Origin of the sequence: Streptomyces sp. CB02009, assembly GCF_001905825.1 — a bacterium.
Taxonomy (GTDB): domain Bacteria; phylum Actinomycetota; class Actinomycetes; order Streptomycetales; family Streptomycetaceae; genus Streptomyces.
This window is the reverse complement of the sequence record NZ_LIVV01000004.1, coordinates 507,331-533,590: the sequence shown is the minus strand read 5'-3', so window position 1 is coordinate 533,590 and position 26,260 is coordinate 507,331. Positions and strand designations below refer to the sequence as shown.

Genomic DNA, 26,260 nt, shown 5'->3' with positions numbered 1-26,260 from the left:
CACCGATTACGTACCCAGCACGCTCGGAATGACGCGCTTTCAAACGACGCCAGTCGACCGCAAAAGGTGCACACCGGGGACAATTTTCGGCCAACTTCGCCGGGACTTCAACCCTCGCGCACGACCTCACGGACACCACAAGTCCCGTGGGGACAATGCTGGACATCGTTCCTCTTGTGCGTGTACATGTGGATGCATCGAGCGGCTCAGAATGACATGGGGGTTTGCGATGCTATGGCGTCAAACGCACCGGTCGGAAAGCCGACTGACATGAGCGCCCCACACATGCCGAAAGTGGCCGGAATCGATTCCACGGTTCCCGGGCCCCCGCACACTACGGCGCCCCTCCCCGGGGTCCCCGCGGCGGCGGCACCCTCCGAACCGGTCTCCCCACCGGGAGCGCTGATCCAGGACCGGCTCGCCTCCTGGGTCTCCGACCTCACCACCCTCCACGAACTCACCGAGCGGCTCATCAGGACCGCCTCCCTCGACGAGGCCCTCCGCGAGGTCCTCGGCGCCGGTTCCGCCCTCGTCGGGGCCCGCCGCGGCATGGCCGTCCTCGAACCGGCCGACGGCCTCGGCCCGGCCTCCACCATCGGCCTCGGCCTCGCCCACGCGGACCTCGGCACGATCGAGACCGTCCCGCGCGGCGCCGGCGGCTACGGCCGCCTCCTCGACGGCCTCCCCGATCCGGTCCACCCCGAGCGGGTCCCCGACCCGATCGCCATCCGCGACGTCCGCACCGAGGAGGGCCTCGACCCGCGCCACCGCGAGGTCGCCGCCCGCCTGGGCTACGCCGCCAGCTACGCCCTCCCGCTCGCCACCGAGGAGGCCGGCCGGCTCGGCGCCGCCGTCTGGCTCTACGACGAGCCCGCCGAGCCCACCGACCGCCAGCGCCACCTCATCGGGCTCTACGGCCGCTTCGCCACCGAGCACCTGGCCCGTCTCCTCCAGGTCGAACGCGCCCGCGTGCAGGTCGCCACCATCGCCGAGGAGCTGCTTCCCAGCCGTCTCCCCCGCGTCCCCGGCGTCCAGCTCGCCGCCCGCCACCGCACCAACCCCCGGGGCGGCGGCGACTGGTACGACGCGCTGCCGCTGCCCGAGGGCGCCCTCGGCCTCGCCGTCGGCTCGGTCTCCGGCACCGGACCGAGCGCGCTCGCGGCCATGGGCCGACTGCGCGCCTCCCTGCGCGCGTACGCGGTGATGGAGGGCGAGGACCCCGTCGCCGTCCTCTCCGACCTGGAGCTCCTGCTGCGGCTCACGGAACCGGCCCGCTCGGCGACCGCGCTCTTCGCGTACGCCGAACCGGCGCGGCGCCGGATCGTCCTCGCCGGCGCGGGGCACGCTCCACCGCTGGTCATCGGCGAGCGGCGCACCGAGTTCGTCGAGACCTCGCTCTCGGCCCCGCTCGGGATGCTGTCCTGCTGGGAGGCACCGAGCGTGGAGCTGTCCCCGGAGCCCGGAGAAACGGTGCTTCTCTACACCGACGGGCTGCTCCGCCGTACCGGCGACGCCATGGACCGGGCTTTCGCGCGGCTCCACGCGGCGGCGTCGAGCGTGCCGAGGGCGGACCGCGGCGACCCGGGCGCCGTCGCCGACCACGTCCTGCGGGCCATGCTGCCCGAGGGTCTCGACACCGCAGCGGACGGGGAGGACGTGGTCCTGCTCGCCGCCCGCTTCGACTGAGCGGCACGGGGTGGCCGCTCGCGTGGGCGCACGTAAGCGGAGCGTGACATTCCGGTAATGGGTCTTCCGGCCCTGGGCCCCCTTCCGTACGACCGTACGATGGTGGGGGTTCAGTGTCGTACCAAGAGGAGGCAGACCCGTGGCCGAGGAGCTCACGCCGGAGACCCCGGAAGAGACTGAGGAACAGGCGATCAAGCAGCGGAAGAACGGCCTGTACCCGGGCGTCTCCGACGAGCTGGCCGAGAACATGAAGTCCGGCTGGGCCGACACCGAGCTGCGCGGCCTGGAGCCGATCGCCCAGGCCGACAGGACCGCCGAGCGCCGCGCCGCGCTCTCCGCCCGCTTCCCGGGCGAGCGCCTGGTGATCCCGGCCGGCCGGCTGAAGACCCGGTCGAACGACACCGAGTACGCCTTCCGCGCCTCCACCGAGTACGCGTACCTCACCGGCGACCAGACCCAGGACGGCGTCCTCGTCCTGGAGCCGACGAAGAGCGGCCACGAGGCGACGATCTACCTGCTGCCGCGCTCCGACCGCGAGAACGGCGAGTTCTGGCTCGACGGCCAGGGCGAGCTGTGGGTCGGCCGCCGCCACTCCCTCACCGAGGCCGAGCAGCTCCTCGGCGTCCCCGCGAAGGACGTCCGCGAGCTGGCCGAGTCGCTGCGCGAGGCCACCGGCCCCGTCCGCAACGTCCGCGGCCACGACGCCGGCATCGAGGCCGCGCTGACCGACAAGGTCACCGCCGAGCGCGACGAGGAACTCCGCGTCTACCTCTCCGAGGCCCGCCTCATCAAGGACTCCTTCGAGGTCGCCGAGCTGGAGAAGGCCTGCGCCTCCACCGCCCGCGGCTTCGAGGACGTCGTCAAGGTCCTCGACAAGGCCGAGGCCACCAGCGAGCGCTACATCGAGGGAACGTTCTTCCTCCGCGCCCGCGTCGAGGGCAACGACATCGGCTACGGCTCCATCTGCGCCGCCGGCCCGCACGCCACCACCCTGCACTGGGTACGCAACGACGGCGACGTCCGCTCCGGCGACCTGCTGCTGCTCGACGCCGGCGTCGAGACCACCGAGCTCTACACCGCGGACATCACCCGCACCCTGCCGATCAACGGCCGGTACACCGAGCTCCAGCGCAAGATCTACGACGCCGTGTACGAGGCGCAGGAGGCCGGCATCGCCGCGGTGAAGCCCGGCGCCGCCTACCGCGACTTCCACGACGCCGCCCAGCGCGTCCTCGCCGAGAAGCTCGTCGAGTGGGGCCTCGTCGAGGGACCGGTCGAGCGCGTCCTGGAGCTCGGCCTCCAGCGCCGCTGGACCCTGCACGGCACCGGTCACATGCTCGGCATGGACGTCCACGACTGCGCCGCCGCGCGCACCGAGGCCTACGTCGACACGACCCTCGCGCCGGGCATGTGCCTGACGGTCGAGCCGGGTCTGTACTTCCAGGCCGACGACCTGACCGTGCCCGAGGAGTACCGCGGCATCGGCGTCCGGATCGAGGACGACATCCTCGTCACCGAGGACGGCAACCGGAACCTCTCGGACGCGCTGCCGCGCCACGCCGACGAGGTCGAGGCGTGGATGGCCGCGCTGAAGGGCTGACCTCCGCGTACGTTGGAACCGAAGAGCCCTCGCCGACCGACCGGCGGGGGCCCTTCCCCGTGCGCACGCCCTCTCACGCCATGAGCAGGGAAGGGCTGTCCTTCCACTTCAGGATCTTGTCGAAGCTGACCACCGCGCCGCCCCGGCCCGACCGGTTGCCGAACTGCACATGGTCCGCGAGCTCCTCGATCAGGCGCAGCCCCCGGCCGTGCTCGGCGTCCGACGGTGCGGCGGGCAGCTCGGCGCCGGGGAAACCCGGACCCGAGTCCGCCACCTCGATACGGCAGGTCTCGCCGTCCAGGTACGCCGTCACCCGATAGGCCCGGCCGGCCGCACCCGACCCGTCCGGGCCGTCACCACCGTGCTCGACCGCGTTCGCGCACGCCTCGGTCAGCGCGACCGACAGCTCGTACGACACGTCGGGATCGACACCCGCCGTCTCCATCGTGCCCATCAGAAGCCTTCGGGCGAGAGGCACGCTCGCGGCTTCGCGCCGCAGATGGAGTGACCACCAGATGCTCATGCTCCAGCCTCCCGGCAGCGGCTCGACATACCGATACCTATTGCCGGACAGAACCCTTCGTAAGCGCACGGACGCGTCAAGAGCGCTCGATCGGCGGATGCACCGGGCCCGTGCGCCGGTGTATGTCACCTCGAAGACCCCCAAGAGGCCCAAGAACGACCTTCTGGACCTGCCTCATACCGGCGGGGCCCGTGGTGCGATGATGGGCCCGCCATGAATGCCCCCGCGCTCGCTCCACGGCTGCTGAGGGCCGCGGTGTTCACCGCGGTCTGCGTCGTGCTGTCCGCGCTCGGGCACGCCATCGCCGCCTGCGCGGGCATCGCCCTGTGGACGCTGCTCGCCGGATTCCTCGGCGTCTTCGGCATCACGGTCCTCTTCACCGGACGGGAACGCTCGCTCGGCTTCGTCGTCGGCGCCCTCGCCGGCGGCCAGCTCGGCCTGCACGCCCTCTTCGGTCTCGGCCAGCGCCAGCTCGGCCTGAGCGCCCAGGCCGACGACGCCCTCGTACGGATGGCGGCGCGGCTCGTCTGCGGCGCGGGGACCTCGTCCCTCACCTCCGCCGACGCCACCCGCGTCATCCGCGACGCCGGGCTCGACCCGGCCACCGCGCAGTCCGGTGCCCACGGCCACCTCGGACACACGGCCGCCGCGGCGACCGCGCCCGCCGGTGAGCTGCTGCCCGGTCTGCCCATGCTCCTCGGCCATCTGCTGGCCGCCGTGGCCACGGGCTGGCTGCTGCGCCGCGGCGACCGGGCCCTCGGCCGTCTCGTGGAGCTCTCCGAGCAGGGCGCGACGGAACTCGCCGAGTGCGCCCTCGTCCGCTCGCTGCGGGCCGCGCTCCGACTCGTCCGCGCGCTGCTCACCGGCCTTGCGGCGGCCCCCGGCGCGGGGCCGCGACGGACGGTCCGCACGGCCTTCGACTCCTCGCCGCCACCGGTGGCGGAGGCACTCCTGCACACGGTGATCAGGCGGGGCCCGCCGGCCGCCGCCTGCGTTCTCGCAGCCTGACACGGACCGCTCACAGGGAGCGGGCCGTGCTCGTCCGCACGCCGGTCCGGGTTCCGTCCCCCCGCGCGCGCCGGACTTCCTCGCCTCTCTCCCGAGCCGGAGTGTCTTCTGCCATGACCGTTTCCCGTATCTCCTCCCGTGTCTCCGCCACCCGGGTCGCCCTCGCCGGCGGCATCGCCCTCTCCTCCGTCGTGCTGCTGTCCGGCCCGGCGTTCGCCCACGTGAGCGTGCAGCCGCAGGGCGAGGCCGCCAAGGGCGGCTACGCGACCGTCAACATCAAGGTCCCGAACGAGCGCGACAACGCCTCCACCGTGAAGCTCGAGGTCAACTTCCCGCTCGACCACCCGCTGGCCTCCGTCATGCCGCAGCCCGTCCCCGGCTGGAAGGCCGAGGTGACCAAGAGCAAGCTCAGCAAGCCGCTGGAGCTGCACGGCAAGACGATCAACGAAGCCGTCTCCAAGGTGACGTGGACCGCCGACGGTTCGAAGATCGGCCCCGGCCAGTTCCAGCAGTTCCCGCTCTCCCTCGGCCAGCTGCCCGAGGACGCCGACCAGCTGGTCCTCAAGGCCATCCAGACGTACGACAACAAGGAGGTCGTGCGCTGGATCGAGGAGCAGAAGGAGGGTGCGGAGGAGCCGCAGAACCCCGCCCCCGTCCTGAAGCTCTCCGCCGCCTCCGCCGACCACCACGGCGGCGCCGCCCCGTCCGCCTCGGCCTCCACCGCGACGGACGAGAAGGCCGGGCACGACGAGAAGGCCGGCCACGACGACGAGGCCGACGCGAAGAAGGAGACGGCCGCCGCCGACTCCTCCGACACCACGGCCCGGATCCTCGGCGTCATCGGCATCCTCGTCGGCATCGCCGGCGTCGCCTTCGGTGTCCTCGCCGGTCGCCGCCGCTCGGCCTGACGGCCGCACTCCACCAGCGAATCCGGAAAGAAGCGGAAAGAACCAGCATGTCCGCAGAGAAGACCCCCTCCCCGACGCCCGAGGACGGCCCCGCCCGTCCCGGGCGCCGCACCCCGCTGATCGTCGCCGCGGTCGCGATCGTCGCCGCGATCGGCATCACCGCGGCCGTCGGCCTCGGCGGTGACGACGGCAAGCCCTCGGCCGGCGGCTCGGTCGCCGTCGTCTCCGGCGGCGACGACACCACCAGGGCCGCGACCGTCCTCGACCGGCCGTTCACCAAGCCCGGCCTCGTCCTCACCGACACCAAGGGCCAGAAGTACGACCTGCGGGAGCGGACCAAGGGCAAGCCGACGCTCATCTACTTCGGCTACACGCACTGCCCCGACGTCTGCCCCATGACGATGAGCAACATCGCCATCGCCAAGAAGCAGCTCCCCAAGGCCGACCAGGACAAGCTCCAGGTCGTCTTCGTCACCACCGACCCCGAGCGGGACACCCCGGCCGAGCTGGCCAAGTGGCTGCCCGCCGCTGGCGACCCCTCCTTCACCGGTCTCACCGGCTCGTTCTCCACCATCCAGGCGGGGGCGCGGCAGATCGGCATCGGCATCGACCCGCCGAAGAAGGAGAACGGCCAGGTCGTCTCCATGCACGGCGCACAGGTGATCGCCTTCTCGCCGACGACCGACCAGGGCTACGTCCTGTACGGCGAGGACACCAGCGTCGACGACTACGCCAAGGACCTGCCGAAGCTCATCAAGGGGGAGAACCCGTGAACCGCCGCACCACCGCCCTGTCCGCATCCGTGGCGCTCGCCGCCGCGCTCGCACTGACCGGGTGTTCGTCCTCGTCCGAGGCGTCCGAGGACGGGAAGCCCGATCTGAAGGTCAGCGCCGCGTTCATGCCGCAGCCGGTGATGGACATGGCCGGCGGCTTCCTCACCATCAAGAACGACAGCGGCACCGCGGACAAGCTCACCTCGGTCACCAGCCCCCTCTCGGACGACGTCACGATCCACGAGACGAAGGACCAGAAGATGCGGGAGGTGAAGTCCTTCGACATCCCCGCGAACGGGGAGCTGAAGCTCGCCCGCGGCGGCAACCACATCATGTTCATGGAGCTGAAGAAGAAGCCCAAGCAGGGCGAGAAGGTCAGCATCGAGCTCCACTTCGAGAAGTCCGACCCGATCAAGGTCGACCTTCCCGTCGAAGCCGCCAACCACAACCCGCAGCAGCACTGAGCGCGTTGACGGAGTTCTCACAGAACTGACGGAGTGAACCGGAAGATGACAACCACCGCCCCGCGCCTCGGTACCGCCCTGGCCCGGCTGCTGATCCTCGCGGCCGCGCTGCTCGGCACGCTGCTCGCCGGTGCCGCCCCCGCGTCCGCGCACGCGGCGCTGACCGGAAGCGATCCGAAGGACGGGGCGGTGGTCGCCGCCGCTCCCAAGGAGGTCAACCTGACCTTCTCCGAACAGGTCGCCATGAGCGCCGACTCCATCCGGGTCCTCGACCCGGCGGGCCGGCGGGCCGACACCGGCGAGATACTCGACCTCTGCAGCGGATCGATCGTCCGCTACGGGGTGGCGCTCCGGGCCGGTCTGCCCGACGGCACGTACACCGTGGCCTGGCAGACCGTCTCGGCCGACAGCCACCCCATCTCCGGCGCCTTCACCTTCTCCATCGGCGCCCCCTCCACGACGTCCGTCGCCCTGCCCGACCGGGCGGCCGGCGGCGGTCTCGTCGGCACCCTCTACGGCATCGCGCGCTATGTCTCGTACGCCGGGTTCGCCGTCCTCGTCGGCGGCGGCGCCTTCGTCCTGGCCTGCTGGCCGCGCGGCGCGAGCGTCCGACCCGTCCAGCAGACCGTGGTCCGGGGCTGGCTGACCCTCACCGGCGCCACCCTCGTCATGCTGCTGCTGCGCAACCCGTACACCGGCTCCGGTGAACTCTCCGACGCCTTCGACCTGGCGGGGCTGAAGTCCGTCCTGGAGACGAAGACCGGCGCCGCCCTCACCTCCCGGCTGCTGCTGCTCGGCGCGGCCGCGCTCTTCGTGGCCGTCCTCTTCGGCGCCTACGCCCGGCGGACCGACCCGAAGGAGAAGAAGGACCTGGCCTTCGGGCTCGGCCTCGGCGGCACCGTCGTCGCCGCCGGCATCGCCGGTACCTGGGCACTGGCCGAGCACGCCTCGACGGGGATCCAGCCCGGGATCGCCATGCCCGTCGACATCCTGCACCTGCTGGCCGTCGCCGCCTGGCTCGGCGGTCTCACGGTGCTGCTCGTCTCCCTCTACAAGGCGCCGTCCGTCGACCGCTCGGCGATCGAGCGCTTCTCCAAGGTGGCCTTCGGCTCCGTGGCCGTGCTCGCGGCCACCGGGCTCTACCAGTCCTGGCGCCAGGTCGGCTCCTGGTCCGCGCTGACCGGCACCCGCTACGGGCAGCTGCTGCTCGTCAAGATCGGCCTGATGTGCGTCCTCATCGGCATCGCCTGGATATCGCGCCGCTGGACGCAGCGCCTCGCCGACCCGAAGCCGGCGGAGGAGACCGAGGAGACCGAGGAGAGCGCGCAGGCGGAAGAGACGGCGCAGGCCGAAGAGACCGAGCAGGCCGAGGCCCAAGAGGCCGAAGAGGCTGAAGAGGCTGAAGAGGCAGACGAGAGCACCGGGGCCACCCCGCCCGCCGAGACCACCGGGGCCACCGCACCCGCTGAGTCCGCCCAGTCCGCCTCGACCGCCGATCCCGAGCGGGCCGCCCAGCTCGCCCGGCAGCGGGCCGCCGTCGCCACCGCGCGGCGCAAGCGGGAGCGGGACGCCGACCCCGAGCGGGCCGGTCTGCGCCGCTCGGTGCTGACCGAGGCCGCCGTCGCCGTCGTGCTCCTCGCCGTCACCACCGTGCTCACCTCGACCGAGCCCGGCCGCACCGAGGAGGAGGCGGGACGGGGCGGCACCGCCGCGTCCGGCCCGGCCGCCGTGCCCGACCGGCCCGTCGACATCCGGCTGCCCTTCGACACCGGCGGCGTCGACGGCAAGGGCATCGTCCGGCTGAGCCTCGACCCCGGCCGCACCGGCGCCAACGCGCTGCACCTCTTCGTCGAACGGCCCAACGGAAAGCCGCTGGACGTGCCCGAGATCAAGGTCGCGCTCACGCTCGAAGCCAAGGACGTCGGCCCGCTGCCGGTCGCCCCGGACCGGATCCAGACCGGACACTGGAGCGCGAGCGGAGTCCAGATCCCGATGCCCGGTGAATGGCGGATCCAGGTCACCGTCCGGACCTCCGAGATCGACCAGACCACCATCGAGAAGAACGTGAAGATCGGCTGATCCTTGACCGAGAACAACCCTCTTGAGATCTCCCGGCGACGGCTGCTCGGCACCGTCGGCGCGGCGGGCGCGGCCGGACTCGTCATCGGCGCGGCCGGCGGCGCCGGCGTCACCGCGGCCCGGTCGGCCGGCGGCAGCACCGACGGGGCCGGAGCCGGCGGCACCCCGCCGCTGACCGCGGTCGGTTCGACCGAGGTGATGTTTCACGGGAAACATCAGGCGGGCATCACCACGCCCTCGCAGTCCCGGGGTCATCTGATCGCCTTCGACCTCGCCCCGGGCGCCGGCCGCAAGGAGTCGATGGCCCTGCTGCGCCGCTGGTCGGTGACGGCGAAGGCGCTGATGGCGGGCAGGGCTCCGGCCGGGGACACCGGGGTGGCACTCGACGCGGGTCCCTCCTCCCTCACGGTCACCTTCGGCTTCGGCCGTACGTTCTTCGACCGGACCGGGCTCACCGCGCGCCGCCCCTCCGCGCTCGACCCGCTGCCCGCCTTCTCCGCCGACGCCCTGGACGCCCGGCGCTCGGAGGGCGATCTGTGGGTGCAGATCGGCGCCGACGACGCGCTCGTCGCCTTCCACGCGCTGCGCGCCCTCCAGAAGGACGCGGGGGACGCGGCCCGGGTGCGCTGGCAGATGAACGGCTTCAACCGCTCGGCCGGCGCCACCGCGAAGCCGATGACGGCCCGCAACCTGATGGGGCAGATCGACGGCACGGGCAATCCGAAGGTCACCGATCCCGACTTCGACCGGCGGATCTTCGTCCCGGCGGGCACCGGGGCCGCGACGGAGTGGATGGCCGGCGGCTCGTACGCGGTGGTCCGCCGGATCCGGATGCTGCTCGACGACTGGGAGAAGCTGCCGCTCGACCGGCAGGAGAAGGTGATCGGGCGGCGGAAGTCCGACGGGGCCCCGCTCACCGGCGGCAGCGAGTCCTCGGAGCTCGACCTGGACAAGCGGGGCCCGGACGGGACGACGGTCATCCCGGACAACGCCCACTCCCGTATCTCCGCCCCCGAACAGAACGGCGGGGCGGCGATGCTGCGCAGGCCGTTCTCCTTCCACGACGGGATCGCTCCCGACGGGACGCCGGACGCCGGTCTCCTCTTCGTCTGCTGGCAGGCCGATCCGCTGCGCGGCTTCGTGCCCGTGCAGCGCAAGCTCGACCGGGGCGACGCGCTGTCCGCGTTCATCCGTCACGAGGCCAGCGGCCTCTTCGCGGTCCCGGGCGGTCCCGCCGAGGGCGAGTACGTGGGACAGCGGCTCCTGGAGTCCTGACCCACCGGGACGGCCGCCGGCGGGCACGCGTGTCCCGCCGGGCGGGCCGCCCGCGGCTCCGGGGCCCATTAGGGTGACGGTATGTCCGCCACCCGGTACACGTATCTCGGCCCCGAGGGCACCTTCACGGAGGCCGCGCTGCGTACGCTGCCCGAGGCCGCGACGAGGGAACTCGTCCCCATGGTCTCGGTCCCGGCCGCGCTCGACGCCGTACGGAACGGGGAGGCCGCCGCCGCTCTCGTCCCGATCGAGAACTCGGTCGAGGGCGGGGTGACCGCGACCCTCGACGAGCTGGCCTCCGGCGAGCCGCTGATGATCTACCGCGAGGTGCTCCTGCCGATCGCCTTCGCGCTGCTCGTGCGGCCGGGGACCAAGCTGTCGGACATCAAGACCGTGACGGGCCACCCGGTGGCCCAGCCGCAGGTCCGGAACTGGCTGCGGGCGCACCTGCCCGAGGCCCTGTGGGAGTCTGCCGCGTCCAACGCGGACGGGGCCCGGCTGGTGCAGGAGGGCCGCTTCGACGCCGCGTTCGCGGGGGAGTTCGCGGCGGTGACGTACGGCCTCGAGGCGCTGGTCACCGAGATCCACGACGCGGAGAACGCCGAGACCCGGTTCGTCCTGGTGGGCCGGCCGGCCCGGCCCGCGGCGCCGACCGGCGCGGACAAGACCTCGGTGGTGCTGTGGCTGGGTGACGATCATCCGGGTGCCCTCCTCGAACTGCTCCAGGAATTCGCGGTGCGCGGGGTGAACCTGATGCTGATCCAGTCCCGGCCCACGGGGGCGGGGATCGGGAACTACTGCTTCGCCGTGGACGCCGAGGGCCATATCTCGGACCGGCGGGTGGGCGAGGCGCTGATGGGGCTCAAGCGGATCTGCCCCAAGGTGCGGTTCCTCGGCTCGTACCCGAGGGCGGGCGTCGCGGTCGAGGACGTGGCGGCGCTGCGGCGCGGCACCTCGGACGGGGAGTTCATGGCGGCCTCCGACTGGCTGGCGAGGGCCCAGGACGGTCGGGCCTGACCCGATGGTGACCGAACGCTCCCGACGGCGGGAGCGTTCGTCCACAGGTGCGAACCGCTAGTCCTACCTGCGTATTTTCACTTACCCACAGCAGTTATCCACAGGCTCGGGGCTCGACCTGGGGACAAGTCGACAGCGCACGCCGACAAGGTCGACAAATCGCCCTAGCCACTCGCCGACCCCGCCCACCTGTCCACAGTGCGGGGAAGAAGCCCTCGTCAGCACGGTTCGCTCGACCAACTCTTTGGAGCGAGCAATTCCCACCCAAATGAGTGCCTCAATGGCGTTTGATCACGGAATTCCCAGGGTCGGGGCGGGAAATCCGCGCGATCTTCCCCGTAGTCCACAGATCTTCCGCACAGCCTGTGGATAACTAAATGCAGAGCCCGAGTCCCGGCATTCTCACAGGTATCAATTCGGGCATAACGCCATGCGTGACAACACGCGTGACGTTATCCGGTGGGGGCGGGCGAACGCGCACCGGTAGCCTGGTGGGGTGATTGACCTTCGCCTGCTCCGTGAGGACCCCGACCGTGTTCGCGCCTCCCAGCGCGCCCGTGGAGAGGACGTCGCGCTCGTCGACGCCCTGCTCTCCGCCGATGAGCGGCGCAGGTCGTCCGGCGTCCGCTTCGACGAGCTCCGATCCGAGCAGAAGGCGCTCGGCAAGCTGATCCCCAGGGCCACCCCGGAGGAGCGCGCCGAGCTCCTCCAGAAGGCCGAGCAGCTCAAGACCGACGTCAAGGCCGCCGAGGCCGAGCAGAACGACGCCGACGAGACGGCCAAGCAGCTGCTGCTCCAGCTCGGGAACATCGTCCACACCGACGTCCCGGTCGGCGGCGAGGAGGACTTCGTCGTCCTCGAGACGCACGGCACCATCCGCGACTTCGCGGCCGAGGGCTTCGAGCCCAAGGACCACCTGGAGCTCGGCGAGGCGCTCGGCGCCATCGACGTCGAGCGCGGCGCCAAGGTCTCCGGCTCGCGCTTCTACTACCTGACCGGCGTGGGCGCCCTCCTGGAGCTCGCCCTGGTCAACGCGGCGATCGCGCAGGCCACCGAGGCCGGCTTCATCCCCATGCTGACCCCGGCGCTCGTCCGTCCGCGCGCCATGGAGGGCACCGGCTTCCTCGGCCAGGCCGCGGAGAACGTGTACCACCTGGAGAAGGACGACTACTACCTCGTCGGCACGTCCGAGGTGCCCCTCGCGGCGTACCACATGGACGAGATCATCGACGCGGACAAGCTGCCCCTGCGGTACGCCGGCTTCTCGCCCTGCTTCCGCCGCGAGGCCGGCACGTACGGCAAGGACACCCGCGGCATCTTCCGCGTCCACCAGTTCGACAAGGTCGAGATGTTCTCGTACGTCGCGCCGGAGGACGCCGAGGCCGAGCACAAGCGGCTCCTGGAGTGGGAGAAGCAGTGGCTGACCGGTCTGGAGCTGCCGTTCCAGGTCATCGACGTCGCCACCGGTGACCTCGGTGCCTCCGCCTCCCGCAAGTTCGACTGCGAGGCGTGGATCCCGACCCAGGGCAAGTACCGCGAGCTGACCTCGGCCTCGAACTGCGACAGCTTCCAGGCCCGTCGCCTCTCCGTCCGCATGCGCGAGGAGCAGGGCGGCAAGAAGACCGTGCAGCCGCTGGCCACCCTGAACGGCACGCTGTGCGCCGTACCGCGCACGATCGTGGCGATCCTGGAGAACCACCAGCTGCCCGACGGTTCCGTGCGCGTCCCGGAGATGCTGCGGCCCTACCTCGGCGGCCGTGAGGTCCTGGAGCCGATCGCCAAGTGAGCCCCTTCCCCTACCGCCTGGTCGCGACGGATCTCGACGGCACGCTGCTGCGCGCCGACGAGTCCGTCTCCGCCCGTACGCGGGACGCGCTCGCCGCCGCCACGGAGGCGGGCGCCGCGCACATCGTCGTCACCGGCCGGGCGGTGCCCTGGACCCGGCACATCCTGGACGACCTCGGCTACGAGGGGATCGCGGTGTGCGGGCAGGGCGCGCAGGTCTACCACGCGGGTGAGCACCGGCTGCTCACCTCGCTGACCCTGGACCGGCAGCTCGCGGGGCTCGCCCTCTCGAAGATCGAGGCGGAGGTCGGCCCGCTGGCGCTGGCCGCGAGCCGCGACGGCCTGGAGGGCGAGGTCCTGATGGGCCCCGGCTACCGGGCGCACCCGGGGCCGCTGCCGTACGTGCCGTACGAGGACCCGGCGGAGCTGTGGGCGGCGCCGCTGACCAAGCTCTACCTGCAGCACCCGACGCTGTCGGACGACGAACTGACCCACGCAGCGCGTGCGACGGTCGGCAGTCTCGTGGACGTCGTCATGGCGGGTCCCGGTGTGGTGGAGATCCTGCCGCTCGGCCTGAGCAAGGCCACCGGTCTCTCGCTGGCGGCGCGCCGGCTGGGGGTGAAGGCGGCGGAGACGATCGCCTTCGGCGACATGCCCAACGACATCCCGATGTTCGGCTGGGCGGCCCACGGCGTGGCCATGGGCAACGCGCACGACGAGCTGCGGGCGGTGGCGGACGAGGTCACGGCCTCGAACGAGGAGGACGGTATCGCCGTCGTCCTGGAGCGTCTGCTGTCGGTCTGACCGGCCGCGGGAAGAGCTGGAGCCCGCGGGAGGAACGGAAGCCCGCAGGAGGAGCTGGAGCCCGCGGGAGGAACGGAAGCCCGCGGGAAGAGCTGAAGCCTGCGGGAAGAGTGACGCCCGCGGGGAAAAGAGAAGGGGCGGCCCGCGTGGACCTGGTCCACGCGCTCGAAGCGGCCGCCCCCTCTTTTCGGGGGATCCCCCGTGTCCCCCGTACAACTAGTGTGCGCCGGGCTCCCGTTCGGGGGCGACTGGTTTTCCGCGGGTGAGCGGGTAGCAGGCGAGGCCGATGGCCAGGGAGATCGCGTGCCCGAGGTCGGTGTACGTGCGGTCGGCGAGCAGCGGTAGGACGAAGAAGGCCACCACTCCCGCGAGGTAGAGCCAGCGCCAGGGCCGGGCGAGCCGGTACGTGAGGATGCCCGCCGAGGCGGCGAGACCGTAGCTGACCCCGATGTCGACGACATGGGCCATGCTGCGCGGCACGTCGTGGAGGCGGATGGCCACGAGGACGACCTGCTGGCTGATCAGGGTGGCCGCGACATGGGCCGTGGCGACGACGAAGAGCCATTTCGCCGTGCCGAGCCATCGCTCCACGGGTGCGTGGATCAGCTCGAAGAGCGCCGCGTAGAGGAGCAGGTCGGCCGGGTTCTCGATCCAGAACGCGCTGCCGAGCAGGGCTCGCAGCGGATGGTGGGACAGCTGGTGGAGGTTGCTGCTGTTGCGGTGCAGCAGATAGCTGTCGAGGCCCTGGGGGGACAGCGCGATGACGAGGCTGGTGATCGCGATGACCGCGAGCCAGAGGTGCGTACCGGGTGACGAACGCACCCACGACCTGATCGGTCGGGACGGTTCGCCACCCGGGAGGGTCTCGGGAGGCACATGTCCGTGCCTATCACCCCGAACCGGCGGCTACCTCAGAAATTGATCATGTGTCCGGCAATGCCGTGGATCGCTTCCTTCACGGCCTCGCCCAGCGTCGGGTGCGCGTGGACGTTCCGCGCGACCTCGTGGACGGTGAGGTCCCACTGCTGCGCCAGGGTCAGCTCGGGGAGCAGCTCGGTGACGTCGGGGCCGATCAGGTGGGCGCCGATGATCTCGCCGTGCGTCCCGTCCGCGATGATCTTGACGAAGCCGGTGGCGTCGCCGAGACCGTGCGCCTTGCCGTTCGCCACGAAGGGGAACTTGGCGACCTTGACGTCGTAGCCCTTCTCGCGGGCCTGCGCCTCGGTCCAGCCGAAGCTGGCGATCTGCGGCTGGCAGTAGGTCGCGCGCGGGATCATCGGGTAGTCGAGCTCCATGGTCTCCGCGTCGCCGATGGTCTCGGCGGCGATGACGCCCATGGCCTCGGCGGTGTGCGCGAGCATCAGCTTCGCGGTGACGTCGCCGATGGCGTAGATGTGCGGCACGGAGGTGCGGCAGCGGCCGTCGACGTCGATCGCACCGCGCTCGGTGAGGGCGACGCCGGTGGCCTCCAGGCCGTAGCCGGTGACGTTCGGGGCGAAGCCGATGGCCTGCAGGACCTTGTCGGCCTCCAGGACCTTCTGGGCGCCGTCCTTGCCGGTGACGGTGACGCGGACCTGCGGGCCGGACTCGTCGATGGCCTCGACGCGGGTCGAGGTCAGGACGTCGATGCCGAGCTTGCGGTACTGCTTCGCCAGCTCCTTGGAGACCTCTTCGTCCTCCAGCGGCGCGATCCGGTCGAGGAACTCGACGATCGTGACCTTGGTGCCGTAGTTGTTGAGGACGTACGCGAACTCGATGCCGATCGCGCCGGCGCCGGCGATGATGATCGACTGCGGGGCGTCCTCGGCGAGGATCTGCTCCTCGTACGACACGACGCGGTCGGTGCGGGCGGTGCCCGGGAGCAGGCGCGGGGTGGCGCCGGTGGCGATGATGCAGTTGTCGAACTGGATCGTCTCCGAGGTGCCGTCGGACTTGGCGACCTGGAGGGTGTTCGCGTCGAGGAAGGTGCCCCGGCCGTCGAACTCGGTGATCTTGTTCTTCTTCATGAGGAAGTGGACGCCCTTGACGCGGCCGTCCGCGACCGAGCGGCTGCGGCGGAACGCCTCGGTGTAGTCGAAGGAGACGGTGCCGTCCACCTTGATGCCGAAGGTCTTGGCCTCGTGGTTGAAGATGTGGGCCAGTTCCGCGTTGCGCAGCAGCGCCTTGGTGGGGATGCAGCCGACGTTCAGGCAGACACCGCCCCAGTACTTCTCCTCGACGACCGCGACCCGCTTGCCCAGCTGGGCGGCGCGGATGGCGGCGACGTAGCCGCCGGGGCCAGCTCCGAGTACGACGACGTCGAAGCGGTCTGACATGACTGACTCCCGAGGGTGGTGAGGGTGTTCGGTCCGCGTACGGGCCCACAGTAGTCCGGTGTCCCGCCCGCAGTCAGTTGTAGGATGACCGGGCAACCGGGCAAATAGAGAGGTCGGAACGGCATGGCACTCAGGGCGACGGGACGGACCTCGCTGGTGGACTCCGTGGTGGACCAGCTGCGGACGCAGCTCGCGGACGGCGAGTGGGCGGTCGGCGACCGCATCCCGACCGAGCACGAGCTCGCCCAGCAGCTCGGTGTGGGCCGCAACACCGTCCGCGAGGCGGTCAGGGTCCTGGTCCACGCGGGCCTGCTCGAATCCCGTCAGGGCAACGGCACCTTCGTCAGGTCGACCGCCGATCCGGCGGCCGTGCTGCGCGGAGTACGGCACGCGGGCGCGGCCGACGTCCTCGAACTCCGGGTCGCGCTGGAGGCCGAGGCGGCACGGCTCGCGGCGGCCCGGCGGGACACCCACGACCTGCTGCGGCTCCGGGCCGCCCTCACCACCCTGCGCGAGGAGGGCGACCGGAACGCGGACGCCGACCTCGCCTTCCACCTCGCGGTCGTCGGCGCCACCCACAACGCGGCCTTCGTCGAGGTGTACCGCTTCTTCTCCGCCCAGGTGCACGAGGTGCTCGTGGAGGCCCTCGGCGACCGGGAGATGCCGCCGGTCGACATCGACGCCCACGAGGCCCTGGTCACGGCGATCGAGGCGGGCGACCCGGAGGCGGCGGAACGCCAGGCGCGCGAGCTCCTGCGGGTCCCGATGGAGACCGTCGCGGCACTCACGGCGGACGCCCGATGAGCGCGGAGACCCGTACGCAGGGATCCGCCACGCCCTCGCCCGTGCCGCCGCCCGTGCCGCCGACCGTGACGCCGCCCGCGCCCTCGCCTTCGTCCGTCCCGCCCGTGCTCGTCGACGCCGAGGCCGGGGTCACGGCGTCGGCCGCCGGGGCGGCGGCCCGCCGGGCGCTGCTCGCGCGTCCGGCGCTGCTCCTCACCGGGATCGTGCTGGCCTCGCTCAACATGCGGGCCGCGCTCGCGAGCGTGGCGCCGCTGGTCGGCGAGATATCCGGGGCCTTCGGGCTCTCCTCGACGGCGAGTTCGCTGGTGACCTCGGTGCCGGTGCTGTTCCTCGGCGTGGGCGCGCTGGTCGCGCCCTGGCTGGGGCGCCGCTTCGGCGCCGAACGCGTGCTGCTCGCGGCCCTGCTGCTGCTCGCCGTCGGCATCCTCGCGCGCGTGCTGCCCTCCGTGTACGCGCTGTACGGCGGCGGCATCCTCGTCGGCACCGCGATCGCCCTGCTCAACGTGCTGATGCCGGGCCTGATCAAGCGGGACTTCCCGGACCGGGCCGCGGCGATGACCTCGGTCTACACGGGTGCGATGATCGCCGGCGCGACGGTCGCGGCGGCTGCCGCGGTGCCGCTGGAGAAGGCGCTCGGCGGCGGCTGGGAGGGCTCGCTCGGCTTCTGGTCCCTGCTCGCCGTGGTCGCCGCGGTCGCCTGGCTGCCCCAGGTGCTGATCGCCCGGGGCCGGACGGGCCACGAGGTACGGGCCGTCCCGGCCGCCGGCGCCCGCCCGGTGAGCGTCTGGCGCTCGGCGCTCGCCTGGCAGGTCACACTCTTCATGGGCCTGCAGTCGCTGTGGTCGTACGTCCTGATCGCCTGGATGCCGACGATCTTCACCGACCACGGGATGAGCCGCTCCACGGCCGGTGTCGTCTTCGCCTTCAACAACCTGATCCAGGTCGCGGGCGCCTTCGTGGTGCCGCTGCTCGCCGGCCGGATGCGGAGCCAGCGTCCGCTGATCGTGCTGGTCACCACGCTGGTCGCGGCCGGCTACGCCGGTCTGATGGTGGCGCCGGTGGAGGGTGCCTGGCTCTGGTCGGCGGTGCTCGGGGTCGGCCAGGGCGGCGCGGTCGGTCTCGCCCTGACCCTGATCGTGCTGCGCTCCGGGGACGCGGTGACCGCGGCCCGGCTGTCCGGGATGGCCCAGACGGTCGGCTATCTGCTCGCCGCCGCGGGCCCGCTCGCGGCCGGTGCCCTGCACCAGGCCACCGGCTCCTGGACGCTGCCGATCTGCGTCGTCCTCGGTGTCTGCGCGGCGGCCCTCACCGTGGGGCTCTTCGCCGCCCGGGACCGGACGGTGTGAGCCGGACCGGGTGAGCGGACCCGGGGAGGGGAGGGGGGTTGCGGGGCGGCTCCGGGGTGGGGCTCCCGGGGTGGGGCGTCCGGCCTCGGAGCCGTACCGCTTGTGTGTCCGCTGCTACTCCTCGCCCGCCAGCTTCAGCGTGCGGAGCTTGAATCCGGCGAACCAGGTCGCCACGATCGTGACCGCGGAGAGGAGCACCACCGCCGTGGTGAGGCTCACCTCCGAGGTGACCAGGCCGTCGCCGGTGACCTTCTCGGCCAGGGCGAGCGCCCACTGCTGGACGCTCAGGGTGCGCGCCCCCTCGATCAGGGAGCCGAACAGGGCCTCCCACACCAGGGCGTAGACCAGGCCGATGACCACCGCGTGGCGGCTGATCGTGCCGAGCAGCAGGAACAGCGCGCTGTACGCGATGGACGCCACCAGCGCCGCCACCGTGTACGCCACGGCCACCTGCTGGCCGTTGCCGTTGAGGATGAAGCCGGCGAGGAACGTCGGTACCGCGGAGAAGACCATCGTCACCGCGATCGCGACGATCAGCTTCGTGAAGATGATCGACGGCCGCTTCACCGGCTTCGACAGCAGGTAGACGATCGAGCCGTCGTCGATCTCCGGACCGATCGCGCCCGTACCGGCGATCACGCCGATCAGCGGGACCATCGTGGCCAGCGCGAAGCCGCCCAGGACATCGGCCGCGACCTGGTCGTCCGCACCGTTGAAGGCGCGCACCGCCGCCGAGATCAGCAGCAGCATGGCGGGCAGCAGGAACAGGATCAGGGCCCTGCGGCGGCCGAGGAGGGCCCGGTAGGTGAGCCGGGCGACTGTGGGGTTGTACATCGGTCAGGCTCCTTTCAGGCCGCGACGAGGTACGAGAAGACCGATTCGAGGGACTCGTCCGAGGGCGAGACCGTCAGCAGACGGACTCCCCGCTCGCGCGCGACCTTCGGCAGCAGTTCGGTGAACCGCCCGAAGTCCACCGCCTGGATGCGCAGTCCGCCCTCCACGTGGTCGACCTCGATGCCGGCCGTGGACGGGTCGGCGATCAGCGCCGCGGCGAGTGCCCGGTCGTCGCTGGAGCGGACCAGGTAGCGGTGCGGCCGGTCCGTCATCAGCCGGCGGATCTTGCGGAAGTCGCCCGAGGCCGCGTGGCGTCCGGCCACGATCACCTCGATGTGGGAGGCGAGCTGCTCGACCTCCTCCAGGATGTGCGAGGAGAACAGCACCGTGCGGCCGTCCGCGCCCATCTGCCGCAGCAGGTCCATCAGCTGCATGCGCTGGCGCGGGTCCATGCCGTTGAACGGCTCGTCGAGCAGCAGCACCGACGGGTCGTGCACGAGGGCCGAGGCCATCTTCACCCGCTGCCGCATGCCCTTGCTGTACGTGGAGATCTTGCGGTCCTGCGCGTACTCCATCTCGACCGTGGCCAGGGCCCGCTGGGCCTCCTCGGCGCCGAGGCCCTGGAGTTCCGCGTTCGCCACGACGAACTCGCGGCCGGTGAGGAAGTCGTACATCGCCTCCCGCTCGGGCACGACGCCGATCTCGCGGTAGACCGACTCGTTCCCCCAGATCGTCTGCCCGTCGAGGGTGACGCTTCCGGTGGAGGGGTCGAGGAAGCCGCCCATCATGTTGATCAGGGTGGACTTGCCCGCGCCGTTCGGCCCGAGGAGGCCGGTGACACCCGGTCCCACCGTCATCGTGACGTCGTTCACGGCCACGACGTTTCCGAACCAGCGGGAGACGTGGTCGATCGAGAGGATGCTCATGGGCGCGGCCCATTCCTTAGAGGGGTGGTGGCGGGCGACGGGAGGACGCTCACAGCCCGACCTTTCGGTAGCGGCGCATCAGGATGCCGTACGAGCCGGCGACGAGCGCGAGGACGACCAGCAGATAGACCGCGCCGGCACCGGCGCCCGGTCCCTCGCCTCCGGGGAAGGAGGAGGGCGCGCCGAGGAAGGCGGTCTGCACACCGTCGATCAGCGTGATCGGCGAGAACAGGCCGAGCCAGGAGATGGCGCCGAGGTTGTCCGTGCCGTACGCGATGCCCTGGAGCGTGGAGACCGCTCCGTACGAGATCGTGAGCAGCCCGATCACGGCGGCGACGCCGAAGCCGCGGCGCGGGGTGAGCGCCGCCATGACCAGCCCGACGCCGCCGAACAGCAGCGAGAGCAGGGCCACGGAGACCAGTCCCTGGCCGAACATCTGCGTCTGCGTGCCGAAGTCCATCTTGGCGAGCAGCGAGCCGATCCAGAGGATCACGAGGGGGACCGCGGTGAGCAGGAAGAGCGCCGAGGCCATCGCGCCGAACTTGGCGAGCACGTAGTCCGCGCGCTCGATCGGGCGGGAGAAGTACAGCGGGACGGTCCGGAACCGGAGGTCGCGGGAGACCGACTGCGGCGCCTGGGAGGCGACGTAGATGCCGATGACGACCTGCAGGAAGATCGCGTACTGCGTGTACTCGATCGACAACTTGGACTGCTTGGTGACGACCGCGACCGCGACGATGATCAGCGCGGGTACGCACATCACGCCGAAGAGCAGCATCGGCAGCACCTTGGACTTGGCGCTGCGGCCCAGGCCGTACGCGCCGCGCAGGGACTGCGAGAACAGCGACCTGCGCGCGTACGCCCGGCCGAGACGCGGGCCGTCGTAGGAGCGGTAGCCGATGTTGTGGATGCGGGTCGTGTCGGGAGCGGCCTGGGAGGGCTGCGGGATCTGGGTGCTCATCGGGCCGGCACCTCCTCGTGCTGGGACGCCTCGGGGCGGAAGACCTCGGCGATGTGGTGGCGGCGCTGCTCCATGCGGACGAGACCGAGGCCGAGGTCGGCGACGGTGTCCCGCACCAGGTCGTACGTCTCCTCGCCCGCGGCCTCCAGCAGGAGGATGTGGCCGGCGCCGGGCAGGCCCTCCTCCACGCCCGCGTGGAGCGTGACGCCCGCGGCGGTGAGGGCGGCGCGGAGGGCTGCCGTCCCGTCCGTGTGCGTGTCGGAGTCGGTGACCTCGACGGCGAGCGTCGTCGTCGTCCGGGTGAAGTCGCTGGTGGAGCTGGAGCGCAGCAGCCGGCCGCCGTCGATGACGACGACGTGGTCGCAGGTGCGCTCCAGCTCGCCGAGGAGGTGCGAGGTGACGAGGACCGAGATGCCGAAGTCGGTCCAGACCCGGCGGATCAGTCCCAGCATCTCGTCCCGGCCGACCGGGTCCAGGCCGTTCGTCGGCTCGTCCAGGAGGACCAGCTTCGGGTCGTGGACCAGGGCCTGGGCGAGCTTCACGCGCTGCTTCATGCCGGTCGAGTAGCCGCCCATCGGGCGGTACCGCTCCTCGTACAGGCCGACGTGCCGCAGGGTGTCCGCGGTCCGCTCGCGGGCGGCGGTCGGGGGCAGCCCGGACATCCGCGCCATGTGGACGACGAACTCGGTGGCCGAGACGTCGGGCGGGAGGCAGTCGTGCTCGGGCATGTAGCCCACGCGCTCACGGATCTCGGCGCCGTGCGTCCGCACGTCAAGGCCGAGGACCTGGGCGGTGCCCTCCGTGGCGGGGGCGAGCCCGAGCAGGATTTTGATCATGGTGGACTTGCCGGCTCCGTTGGCACCCACGAGTCCGGTCACACCGGGTCCGATGTCCAGGGAGAGCCGGTCAAGAGCGGTCACCCGGGGGAACCGCTTGCTGAGGCTTTCGGTCGCGATCACAGTCACGCCTTCGACGGTAGTGGCCTGCGCCACAGCGGTCGTCAGCCCAACGGCTCGATCCGTGTCCGACCAGAGGAGTACAAGCCAGTAGGGGAGCTCGCGACGAAAGTCTTTCTCCACAGGCCGGCGACCGCCCGCGGCAGGACGGGACGGCCGCTTTTCCACAGGGCGTCGTCCGACCCCTTGACGCAGCCGCCGAGCATTGTCACATTCATCGGTGTCAAGTTACGGACGCGTAGCGCAGTCGGGCGCTCACACGGGACGGCGGGTGGCATGGCCTCAGCGATGACAGGCGAACTCTCCGCGGAGCTGCGGGGGTTCAGGGAAGTACAGCGGCTCTCCTACGCGTGCGCGGAGGCCGTCGCGGCTCAGCTCAAGCCGGGAGTGACCGAGCGCGAGGCCGCGCGGATGCAGCGCGAGTGGCTGTACGAGCGGGGGGTGAGGGACTGGTTCCACCGTCCGTTCGCCTGGTTCGGGGACCGCACCGCCTTCGTCGACTTCAAGATCCCGCTGCAGTTCTTCCCGACCAACCGGCGCCTCGAGGCGGGGATGCCGTTCATCCTCGACATGGCCCCGGTGTTCAAGGGGTACACGGCCGACATCGGCTACAGCGGCTGCCTGGGGCTCGACCCCCTGCACGACAAGCTGCTCGCCGATCTCCAGGACCACCGCGAGCTGATCCTGCGCGAGGTGCGCGAGCGCCGCACGCTCCGCGAGATCTACCAGGACGTCGACCGGCTCATGGTCCGCCAGGGGTACGCGAACCGGCACCGGGCCTACCCCTTCGGCGTCATCGCCCACAAGATCGACCGGGTGAAGCAGCGCCGCTGGTCGCCGACCGTCTTCGGCTTCGGCACCCAGGCGCTCAAGGGCCTCGCGAGCGACGCCCTGCACGGGCACCGGGACGGCTGGTCGCCGCTCTGGTCGCCGTACACGTTCTCCGACCACCCGCCGCAGCCCGGCCTGTGGGCGGTCGAGCCGCACCTCGGATTCCGGGGGACGGGCGCGAAGTTCGAGGAGATCCTGGTCGTCACCGACTCCCGGGACCCCGAGCAGAGCGCGTTCTGGCTGGACGACGATCTGCCGCACGTGCGGCGCTGGAACGAGGGGGCGGTCTGATGACGGGGCTCAACGGAGCGCGGGAGCGCTGGGTCCGTACGGGCGGGATCGAGTTGTGCGTCGCCGAGCTCGGCGAGGAGGGCCGGCCCACCGTGCTGCTCGTGCACGGGTACCCGGACTCCAAGGAGGTGTGGACGGAGGTCGCCGCCCGGCTCGCCGAGGACTTCCACGTCGTCCTCTACGACATCCGCGGCCACGGCCGCTCGACCGCGCCGGCACCGCTGCGCGGCGGCTTCACCCTGGAGAAGCTGACGGACGACTTCCTCGCGGTCGCCGACGCCGTCAGCCCCGACCGGCCGGTGCACCTCGTCGGCCACGACTGGGGCTCGGTGCAGTCCTGGGAGTTCGTGACCGTCCCCCGCACCGAGGGCCGGATCGCCTCCTTCACCTCCATGTCGGGGCCCTCCCTCGACCACTTCGGGCACTGGATCAAGCGGCGGATGAGCCGGCCCACCCCGCGCCGGGTCGGCCAACTCCTCGGCCAGGGCGCCAAGTCCTGGTACGTGTACATGCTGCACACGCCCGTGCTGCCGGAGCTCGCCTGGCGCGGGCCCCTCGGCAGGCGGTGGCCGAAGATACTGGAGCGCGTCGAGAAGGTCCCCGCCGGCGACTACCCGACGCCCTCGCTGCCGAGCGACGCGGCGCACGGCGCCTGGCTCTACCGGGACAACGTCCGGGCCCGCCTCGGCAGGCCGCGCCCCGACGCGTACGCGCACGCGCCCGTGCAGCTGATCACGCCGACCGGGGACGCCTTCCTCTCCGAGCGGCTCTACGACGACCTGGGCGACTGGGTGCCGGAGCTCACCCGGCGCACGCTGCCGGCCAAGCACTGGGTGCCGCGCACCCGGCCCGACCAGCTCTCCGCCTGGATCCGCGAGTTCGTCCGGACCCACGAGGAACCGGCGACCAGGGCGCCGGCGCCGGTCGCGGCGACGGTGGCGAGGAGCGGGGTCAGGCCCGCCTACGCGGAGCGGTTCGGCGGCCAGCTGGTCCTGGTGACCGGGGCGGCCAGCGGCATCGGACGGGCCACCGCCTTCGCGTTCGCGGAGGCCGGCGCCCGGGTCGTCGCCGTCGACCGGGACGCCGAGGGCGCGGTCCGCACGGCCGAGATGGCCCGGCTGATCGGCGCCACGGAGGCCTGGGGCGAGACCGTCGACGTCGCCGACGAGCAGGCGATGGAGAAGCTCGCCGCCAAGGTGGCGAGCGAGTACGGAATCGTCGACGTCCTCGTCAACAACGCGGGCATCGGGCTCACCGGCTCCTTCTTCGACACGACCGGCGAGGAGTGGAAGCGGGTCCTCGACGTCAACCTGTGGGGCGTGATCCACGGCTCCCGGGTCTTCGGCGCCCAGATGACGGCGCGCGGCCAGGGCGGTCACATCGTCAACACCGCGTCCGCCGCGGCGTTCCAGCCCTCCCGCGCCCTGCCCGCCTACAGCACGTCGAAGGCGGCGGTACTGATGCTCAGCGAGTGCCTGCGGGCCGAACTGGCCGACCAGGGCATCGGGGTGTCCGCGATATGCCCCGGCATCGTCAACACCAACATCACGGCGACGGCGCGGTTCGCGGGGGTCACCGACGAGGCGGAGGAGAAGCGGCGCCAGCGGAAGGCGTCGCGCCTGTACGGCCTGCGGAACTTCCCGCCGGAGAAGGTCGCGGACGCGATCCTGGGGGCGGTCCTGCACAACCGCGCGGTCGTCCCGGTGACCCCCGAGGCGCGGGGGGCGCACTTCCTGTCCCGGCTCAGCCCGGGGACGCTGCGGGCCTTCGCGCGCTGGCAGCCGCCGGCCTAGGGGGCGTCCGGCCTGGGGGGTGTCCGGCCTGGGGAGGGTGTCCGGCCTAGGGAGTGTCCGGCCTCGGGGCGTCTTGTCGAGCAGGCCCGCGAGCCCGGTCTGGTCGACGAGGACGCGTCTAGGTCGGGCCGGAGCGGCGGTCGTACGATCGGTCCCCTGCGGGAGGGCCGATCGGCCCCCCGCAGGAGGGCCTCGCGGCGACGGGGCGGAGCGAGCGGTCGGTGGGAGCGGGTTTGTCCGAGCAGTCAGCACAGCCGGAGTACCGGATCGAGGACCTCGCCCATCACAGCGGGGCCACGGTCCGGACGATCCGCGCCTACCAGGACCGCGGACTGCTGCCCCGCCCGGAGCGGCGGGGCAGGTCGAACGTGTACGGGGACGCGCACCTCGCGCGGCTCCGGCAGATCGCCGACCTCCTCGACCGGGGCTACACCCTGGCCTCGATCAAGGAGCTCCTGGAGGCCTGGGACACCGGGCGGGGACTCGGCGGCGTGCTCGGCCTGGTCGCCGAGGTGCACGGACCGTGGACGGACGAGGAGGCGGACCGGATCTCCCGCGCGGAGCTCGACGCCCGCTTCGGCGGCACGCCGGACGAGGCGGCCATTCTGGAGGCCGTCGAGCTCGGCGTACTGGAGCCGCTTCCGGACCGCGAGACGGAGGAGTACCTCGTACCCAGCCCCCAGGAGCTCGCGGTCGCGGCCGAGTTGTACGCGGCGGGGGTGCCGCTCGTGGCAATCACCGGACACCTGAGGGAACTTCGGGACCAGGTGGAGCACATAGCGTCCCGTTTCCTGGAGTTCACGACCGAGTACGTCTTCGCACGCTATCTGGAGCACCGGCCGCCGACGGACGCGGACGCGAGCGAGGCGGCGACGATGGTCCGGCGCCTCCGGCCGCTGGCCCAGCAGACGGTGGACGCCGAACTGGCGCGGGCGATGAAGCTGTTGGCCACCCGGCACCTGCAGCTCCATCTCTCGCCGCACGCGCCTCCGGTGAAGGACGACGAGCCGCGACCGGTGGCGCTACCGGCCGGAACGGTGCGGGCCGTTCAGAGTCTGGTGGGGCCGGAGGGGATCGCGGACTTCATCGCGGCCGCGGCCGAACGAGAGGTGCACAAGCGAACATTGGATACCCTTGCCTCAACTCGCCCTATAGAGGGTAAATTTACCCAATCCACCTGAAAATCAAGGTGCGTTGTCCACAGAATCATCAACTGGCCTGTGGATAACTCACTTTGGCTGTGGATCAAACCTGTGTACCAAAATCAATGGCCCGACGATC

At 71.6% G+C, this 26,260-nt stretch carries 23 protein-coding genes; 16 read left to right on the top strand and 7 right to left on the bottom strand.

Features of this window, described 5'->3' with window-relative positions:
- The first annotated feature begins 234 nt into the window (after positions 1-234).
- On the top strand, positions 235-1,686 hold the full coding sequence (locus AMK27_RS18745) for a PP2C family protein-serine/threonine phosphatase (RefSeq protein WP_079188499.1): 1,452 nt from the start codon (positions 235-237) through the stop codon (positions 1,684-1,686).
- Between the two features lie 139 nt (positions 1,687-1,825).
- Positions 1,826-3,286, top strand: a complete 1,461-nt coding sequence (locus AMK27_RS18740; protein ID WP_073908922.1) for an aminopeptidase P family protein — start codon at positions 1,826-1,828, stop codon at positions 3,284-3,286.
- A gap of 73 nt (positions 3,287-3,359) precedes the next feature.
- On the opposite strand, the gene AMK27_RS18735 is transcribed toward AMK27_RS18740, so the two are convergent.
- On the bottom strand, positions 3,360-3,809 hold the full coding sequence (locus AMK27_RS18735; RefSeq protein ID WP_073908919.1) for an ATP-binding protein: 450 nt from the start codon (positions 3,807-3,809) through the stop codon (positions 3,360-3,362).
- Between the two features lie 213 nt (positions 3,810-4,022).
- On the opposite strand from AMK27_RS18735, the gene AMK27_RS18730 reads away from it, so the two are divergent.
- The 9 genes from AMK27_RS18730 to AMK27_RS18690 all read left to right on the top strand — a co-directional run bounded on the left by AMK27_RS18730 (position 4,023) and on the right by AMK27_RS18690 (position 13,922).
- A complete protein-coding gene (locus tag AMK27_RS18730) occupies positions 4,023-4,817 on the top strand; it encodes a hypothetical protein (RefSeq protein ID WP_073908916.1) in 795 nt (264 codons plus the stop codon).
- Positions 4,818-4,930: 113 nt separating this feature from the next.
- Complete coding sequence (locus AMK27_RS18725; protein ID WP_073908911.1) at positions 4,931-5,725, top strand: YcnI family copper-binding membrane protein; 795 nt, start codon at positions 4,931-4,933, stop codon at positions 5,723-5,725.
- Positions 5,726-5,772: 47 nt separating this feature from the next.
- The gene (locus AMK27_RS18720) at positions 5,773-6,498 is read left to right on the top strand and encodes an SCO family protein (protein ID WP_198955896.1); all 726 of its coding nucleotides are present in this window, start codon (positions 5,773-5,775) and stop codon (positions 6,496-6,498) included.
- Positions 6,495-6,962, top strand: coding sequence for a copper chaperone PCu(A)C (locus AMK27_RS18715; RefSeq protein WP_073908907.1), 468 nt, complete (start codon positions 6,495-6,497; stop codon positions 6,960-6,962). Before AMK27_RS18720 ends, AMK27_RS18715 begins: the two co-directional genes overlap by 4 nt.
- A 45-nt stretch (positions 6,963-7,007) precedes the next feature.
- Positions 7,008-9,041 carry a copper resistance protein CopC gene (locus AMK27_RS18710; protein WP_073909578.1) on the top strand — a complete coding sequence of 678 codons (2,034 nt, stop codon included), beginning with the start codon at positions 7,008-7,010 and terminating at the stop codon, positions 9,039-9,041.
- Positions 9,042-9,044: 3 nt separating this feature from the next.
- Positions 9,045-10,316 (top strand): iron uptake transporter deferrochelatase/peroxidase subunit, encoded by a 1,272-nt coding sequence (gene efeB / locus AMK27_RS18705; RefSeq protein WP_073908903.1) that lies wholly within the window; start codon positions 9,045-9,047, stop codon positions 10,314-10,316.
- An 81-nt stretch (positions 10,317-10,397) separates the two neighbouring features.
- Positions 10,398-11,333, top strand: coding sequence for a prephenate dehydratase (gene pheA, locus AMK27_RS18700; protein WP_055602630.1), 936 nt, complete (start codon positions 10,398-10,400; stop codon positions 11,331-11,333).
- Positions 11,334-11,829: 496 nt separating this feature from the next.
- Positions 11,830-13,119: a serine--tRNA ligase gene (gene serS / locus AMK27_RS18695; protein WP_073908898.1), complete on the top strand. Its 1,290-nt coding sequence runs from the start codon at positions 11,830-11,832 to the stop codon at positions 13,117-13,119.
- A complete protein-coding gene (locus AMK27_RS18690) occupies positions 13,116-13,922 on the top strand; it encodes an HAD family hydrolase (RefSeq protein ID WP_073908894.1) in 807 nt (268 codons plus the stop codon). The genes serS and AMK27_RS18690 overlap by 4 nt, the downstream gene beginning before the upstream one ends.
- A 216-nt stretch (positions 13,923-14,138) precedes the next feature.
- Here AMK27_RS18690 and AMK27_RS18685 read toward each other — a convergent pair whose 3' ends face one another.
- The gene (locus tag AMK27_RS18685) at positions 14,139-14,744 is read right to left on the bottom strand and encodes a rhomboid-like protein (protein ID WP_445194857.1); all 606 of its coding nucleotides are present in this window, start codon (positions 14,742-14,744) and stop codon (positions 14,139-14,141) included.
- Between the two features lie 89 nt (positions 14,745-14,833).
- Positions 14,834-16,237 carry a dihydrolipoyl dehydrogenase gene (lpdA, locus tag AMK27_RS18680; protein WP_073908886.1) on the bottom strand — a complete coding sequence of 468 codons (1,404 nt, stop codon included), beginning with the start codon at positions 16,235-16,237 and terminating at the stop codon, positions 14,834-14,836.
- Positions 16,238-16,360: 123 nt separating this feature from the next.
- Here lpdA and AMK27_RS18675 point away from each other — a divergent pair, with 123 nt between their 5' ends.
- A complete protein-coding gene (locus tag AMK27_RS18675) occupies positions 16,361-17,041 on the top strand; it encodes a FadR/GntR family transcriptional regulator (RefSeq protein ID WP_073908882.1) in 681 nt (226 codons plus the stop codon).
- The gene (locus AMK27_RS18670) at positions 17,038-18,387 is read left to right on the top strand and encodes a CynX/NimT family MFS transporter (protein WP_241847537.1); all 1,350 of its coding nucleotides are present in this window, start codon (positions 17,038-17,040) and stop codon (positions 18,385-18,387) included. Before AMK27_RS18675 ends, AMK27_RS18670 begins: the two co-directional genes overlap by 4 nt.
- Before the next feature lie 114 nt (positions 18,388-18,501).
- Here the strand turns inward: AMK27_RS18670 and AMK27_RS18665 are convergent, their stop codons facing one another.
- Genes AMK27_RS18665 through AMK27_RS18650 form a run of 4 tightly spaced genes read right to left on the bottom strand, consistent with a single transcriptional unit; the run spans position 18,502 to position 22,067 of the window.
- Positions 18,502-19,221 (bottom strand): ABC transporter permease, encoded by a 720-nt coding sequence (locus AMK27_RS18665; protein WP_073908879.1) that lies wholly within the window; start codon positions 19,219-19,221, stop codon positions 18,502-18,504.
- A 14-nt stretch (positions 19,222-19,235) separates the two neighbouring features.
- Positions 19,236-20,147, bottom strand: a complete 912-nt coding sequence (locus AMK27_RS18660) for an ABC transporter ATP-binding protein (RefSeq protein ID WP_073908876.1) — start codon at positions 20,145-20,147, stop codon at positions 19,236-19,238.
- Positions 20,148-20,196: 49 nt separating this feature from the next.
- Positions 20,197-21,108, bottom strand: a complete 912-nt coding sequence (locus AMK27_RS18655; RefSeq protein WP_073908873.1) for an ABC transporter permease — start codon at positions 21,106-21,108, stop codon at positions 20,197-20,199.
- Positions 21,105-22,067: an ABC transporter ATP-binding protein gene (locus AMK27_RS18650; RefSeq protein WP_073909569.1), complete on the bottom strand. Its 963-nt coding sequence runs from the start codon at positions 22,065-22,067 to the stop codon at positions 21,105-21,107. Before AMK27_RS18650 ends, AMK27_RS18655 begins: the two co-directional genes overlap by 4 nt.
- 285 nt (positions 22,068-22,352) lie before the next feature.
- Between AMK27_RS18650 and AMK27_RS18645 the strand changes: the two genes are divergently transcribed.
- From AMK27_RS18645 to AMK27_RS18635, 3 genes are all read left to right on the top strand, one after another.
- A complete protein-coding gene (locus tag AMK27_RS18645) occupies positions 22,353-23,186 on the top strand; it encodes a M24 family metallopeptidase (protein WP_198955895.1) in 834 nt (277 codons plus the stop codon).
- Positions 23,186-24,979: an SDR family oxidoreductase gene (locus tag AMK27_RS18640; RefSeq protein WP_073908863.1), complete on the top strand. Its 1,794-nt coding sequence runs from the start codon at positions 23,186-23,188 to the stop codon at positions 24,977-24,979. Before AMK27_RS18645 ends, AMK27_RS18640 begins: the two co-directional genes overlap by 1 nt.
- 233 nt (positions 24,980-25,212) lie before the next feature.
- Complete coding sequence (locus AMK27_RS18635) at positions 25,213-26,160, top strand: MerR family transcriptional regulator (RefSeq protein WP_073909565.1); 948 nt, start codon at positions 25,213-25,215, stop codon at positions 26,158-26,160.
- The last annotated feature ends 100 nt before the right edge of the window (positions 26,161-26,260 follow it).

Excerpts from the sequence above, each read along its gene's own strand:
- AMK27_RS18745 (WP_079188499.1), top strand. The coding sequence starts at position 235 with ATGGCGTCAAACGCACCGGTCGGAAAGCCGACTGACATGAGCGCCCCA.
- AMK27_RS18735 (WP_073908919.1), bottom strand. The coding sequence starts at position 3,809 with ATGAGCATCTGGTGGTCACTCCATCTGCGGCGCGAAGCCGCGAGCGTG.
- AMK27_RS18730 (WP_073908916.1), top strand. The coding sequence starts at position 4,023 with ATGAATGCCCCCGCGCTCGCTCCACGGCTGCTGAGGGCCGCGGTGTTC.
- AMK27_RS18725 (WP_073908911.1), top strand. The coding sequence starts at position 4,931 with ATGACCGTTTCCCGTATCTCCTCCCGTGTCTCCGCCACCCGGGTCGCC.
- AMK27_RS18720 (WP_198955896.1), top strand. The coding sequence starts at position 5,773 with ATGTCCGCAGAGAAGACCCCCTCCCCGACGCCCGAGGACGGCCCCGCC.
- AMK27_RS18710 (WP_073909578.1), top strand. The coding sequence starts at position 7,008 with ATGACAACCACCGCCCCGCGCCTCGGTACCGCCCTGGCCCGGCTGCTG.
- pheA (WP_055602630.1), top strand. The coding sequence starts at position 10,398 with ATGTCCGCCACCCGGTACACGTATCTCGGCCCCGAGGGCACCTTCACG.
- lpdA (WP_073908886.1), bottom strand. The coding sequence starts at position 16,237 with ATGTCAGACCGCTTCGACGTCGTCGTACTCGGAGCTGGCCCCGGCGGC.
- AMK27_RS18675 (WP_073908882.1), top strand. The coding sequence starts at position 16,361 with ATGGCACTCAGGGCGACGGGACGGACCTCGCTGGTGGACTCCGTGGTG.
- AMK27_RS18670 (WP_241847537.1), top strand. The coding sequence starts at position 17,038 with ATGAGCGCGGAGACCCGTACGCAGGGATCCGCCACGCCCTCGCCCGTG.
- AMK27_RS18665 (WP_073908879.1), bottom strand. The coding sequence starts at position 19,221 with ATGTACAACCCCACAGTCGCCCGGCTCACCTACCGGGCCCTCCTCGGC.
- AMK27_RS18660 (WP_073908876.1), bottom strand. The coding sequence starts at position 20,147 with ATGAGCATCCTCTCGATCGACCACGTCTCCCGCTGGTTCGGAAACGTC.
- AMK27_RS18655 (WP_073908873.1), bottom strand. The coding sequence starts at position 21,108 with ATGAGCACCCAGATCCCGCAGCCCTCCCAGGCCGCTCCCGACACGACC.
- AMK27_RS18645 (WP_198955895.1), top strand. The coding sequence starts at position 22,353 with ATGACAGGCGAACTCTCCGCGGAGCTGCGGGGGTTCAGGGAAGTACAG.
- AMK27_RS18640 (WP_073908863.1), top strand. The coding sequence starts at position 23,186 with ATGACGGGGCTCAACGGAGCGCGGGAGCGCTGGGTCCGTACGGGCGGG.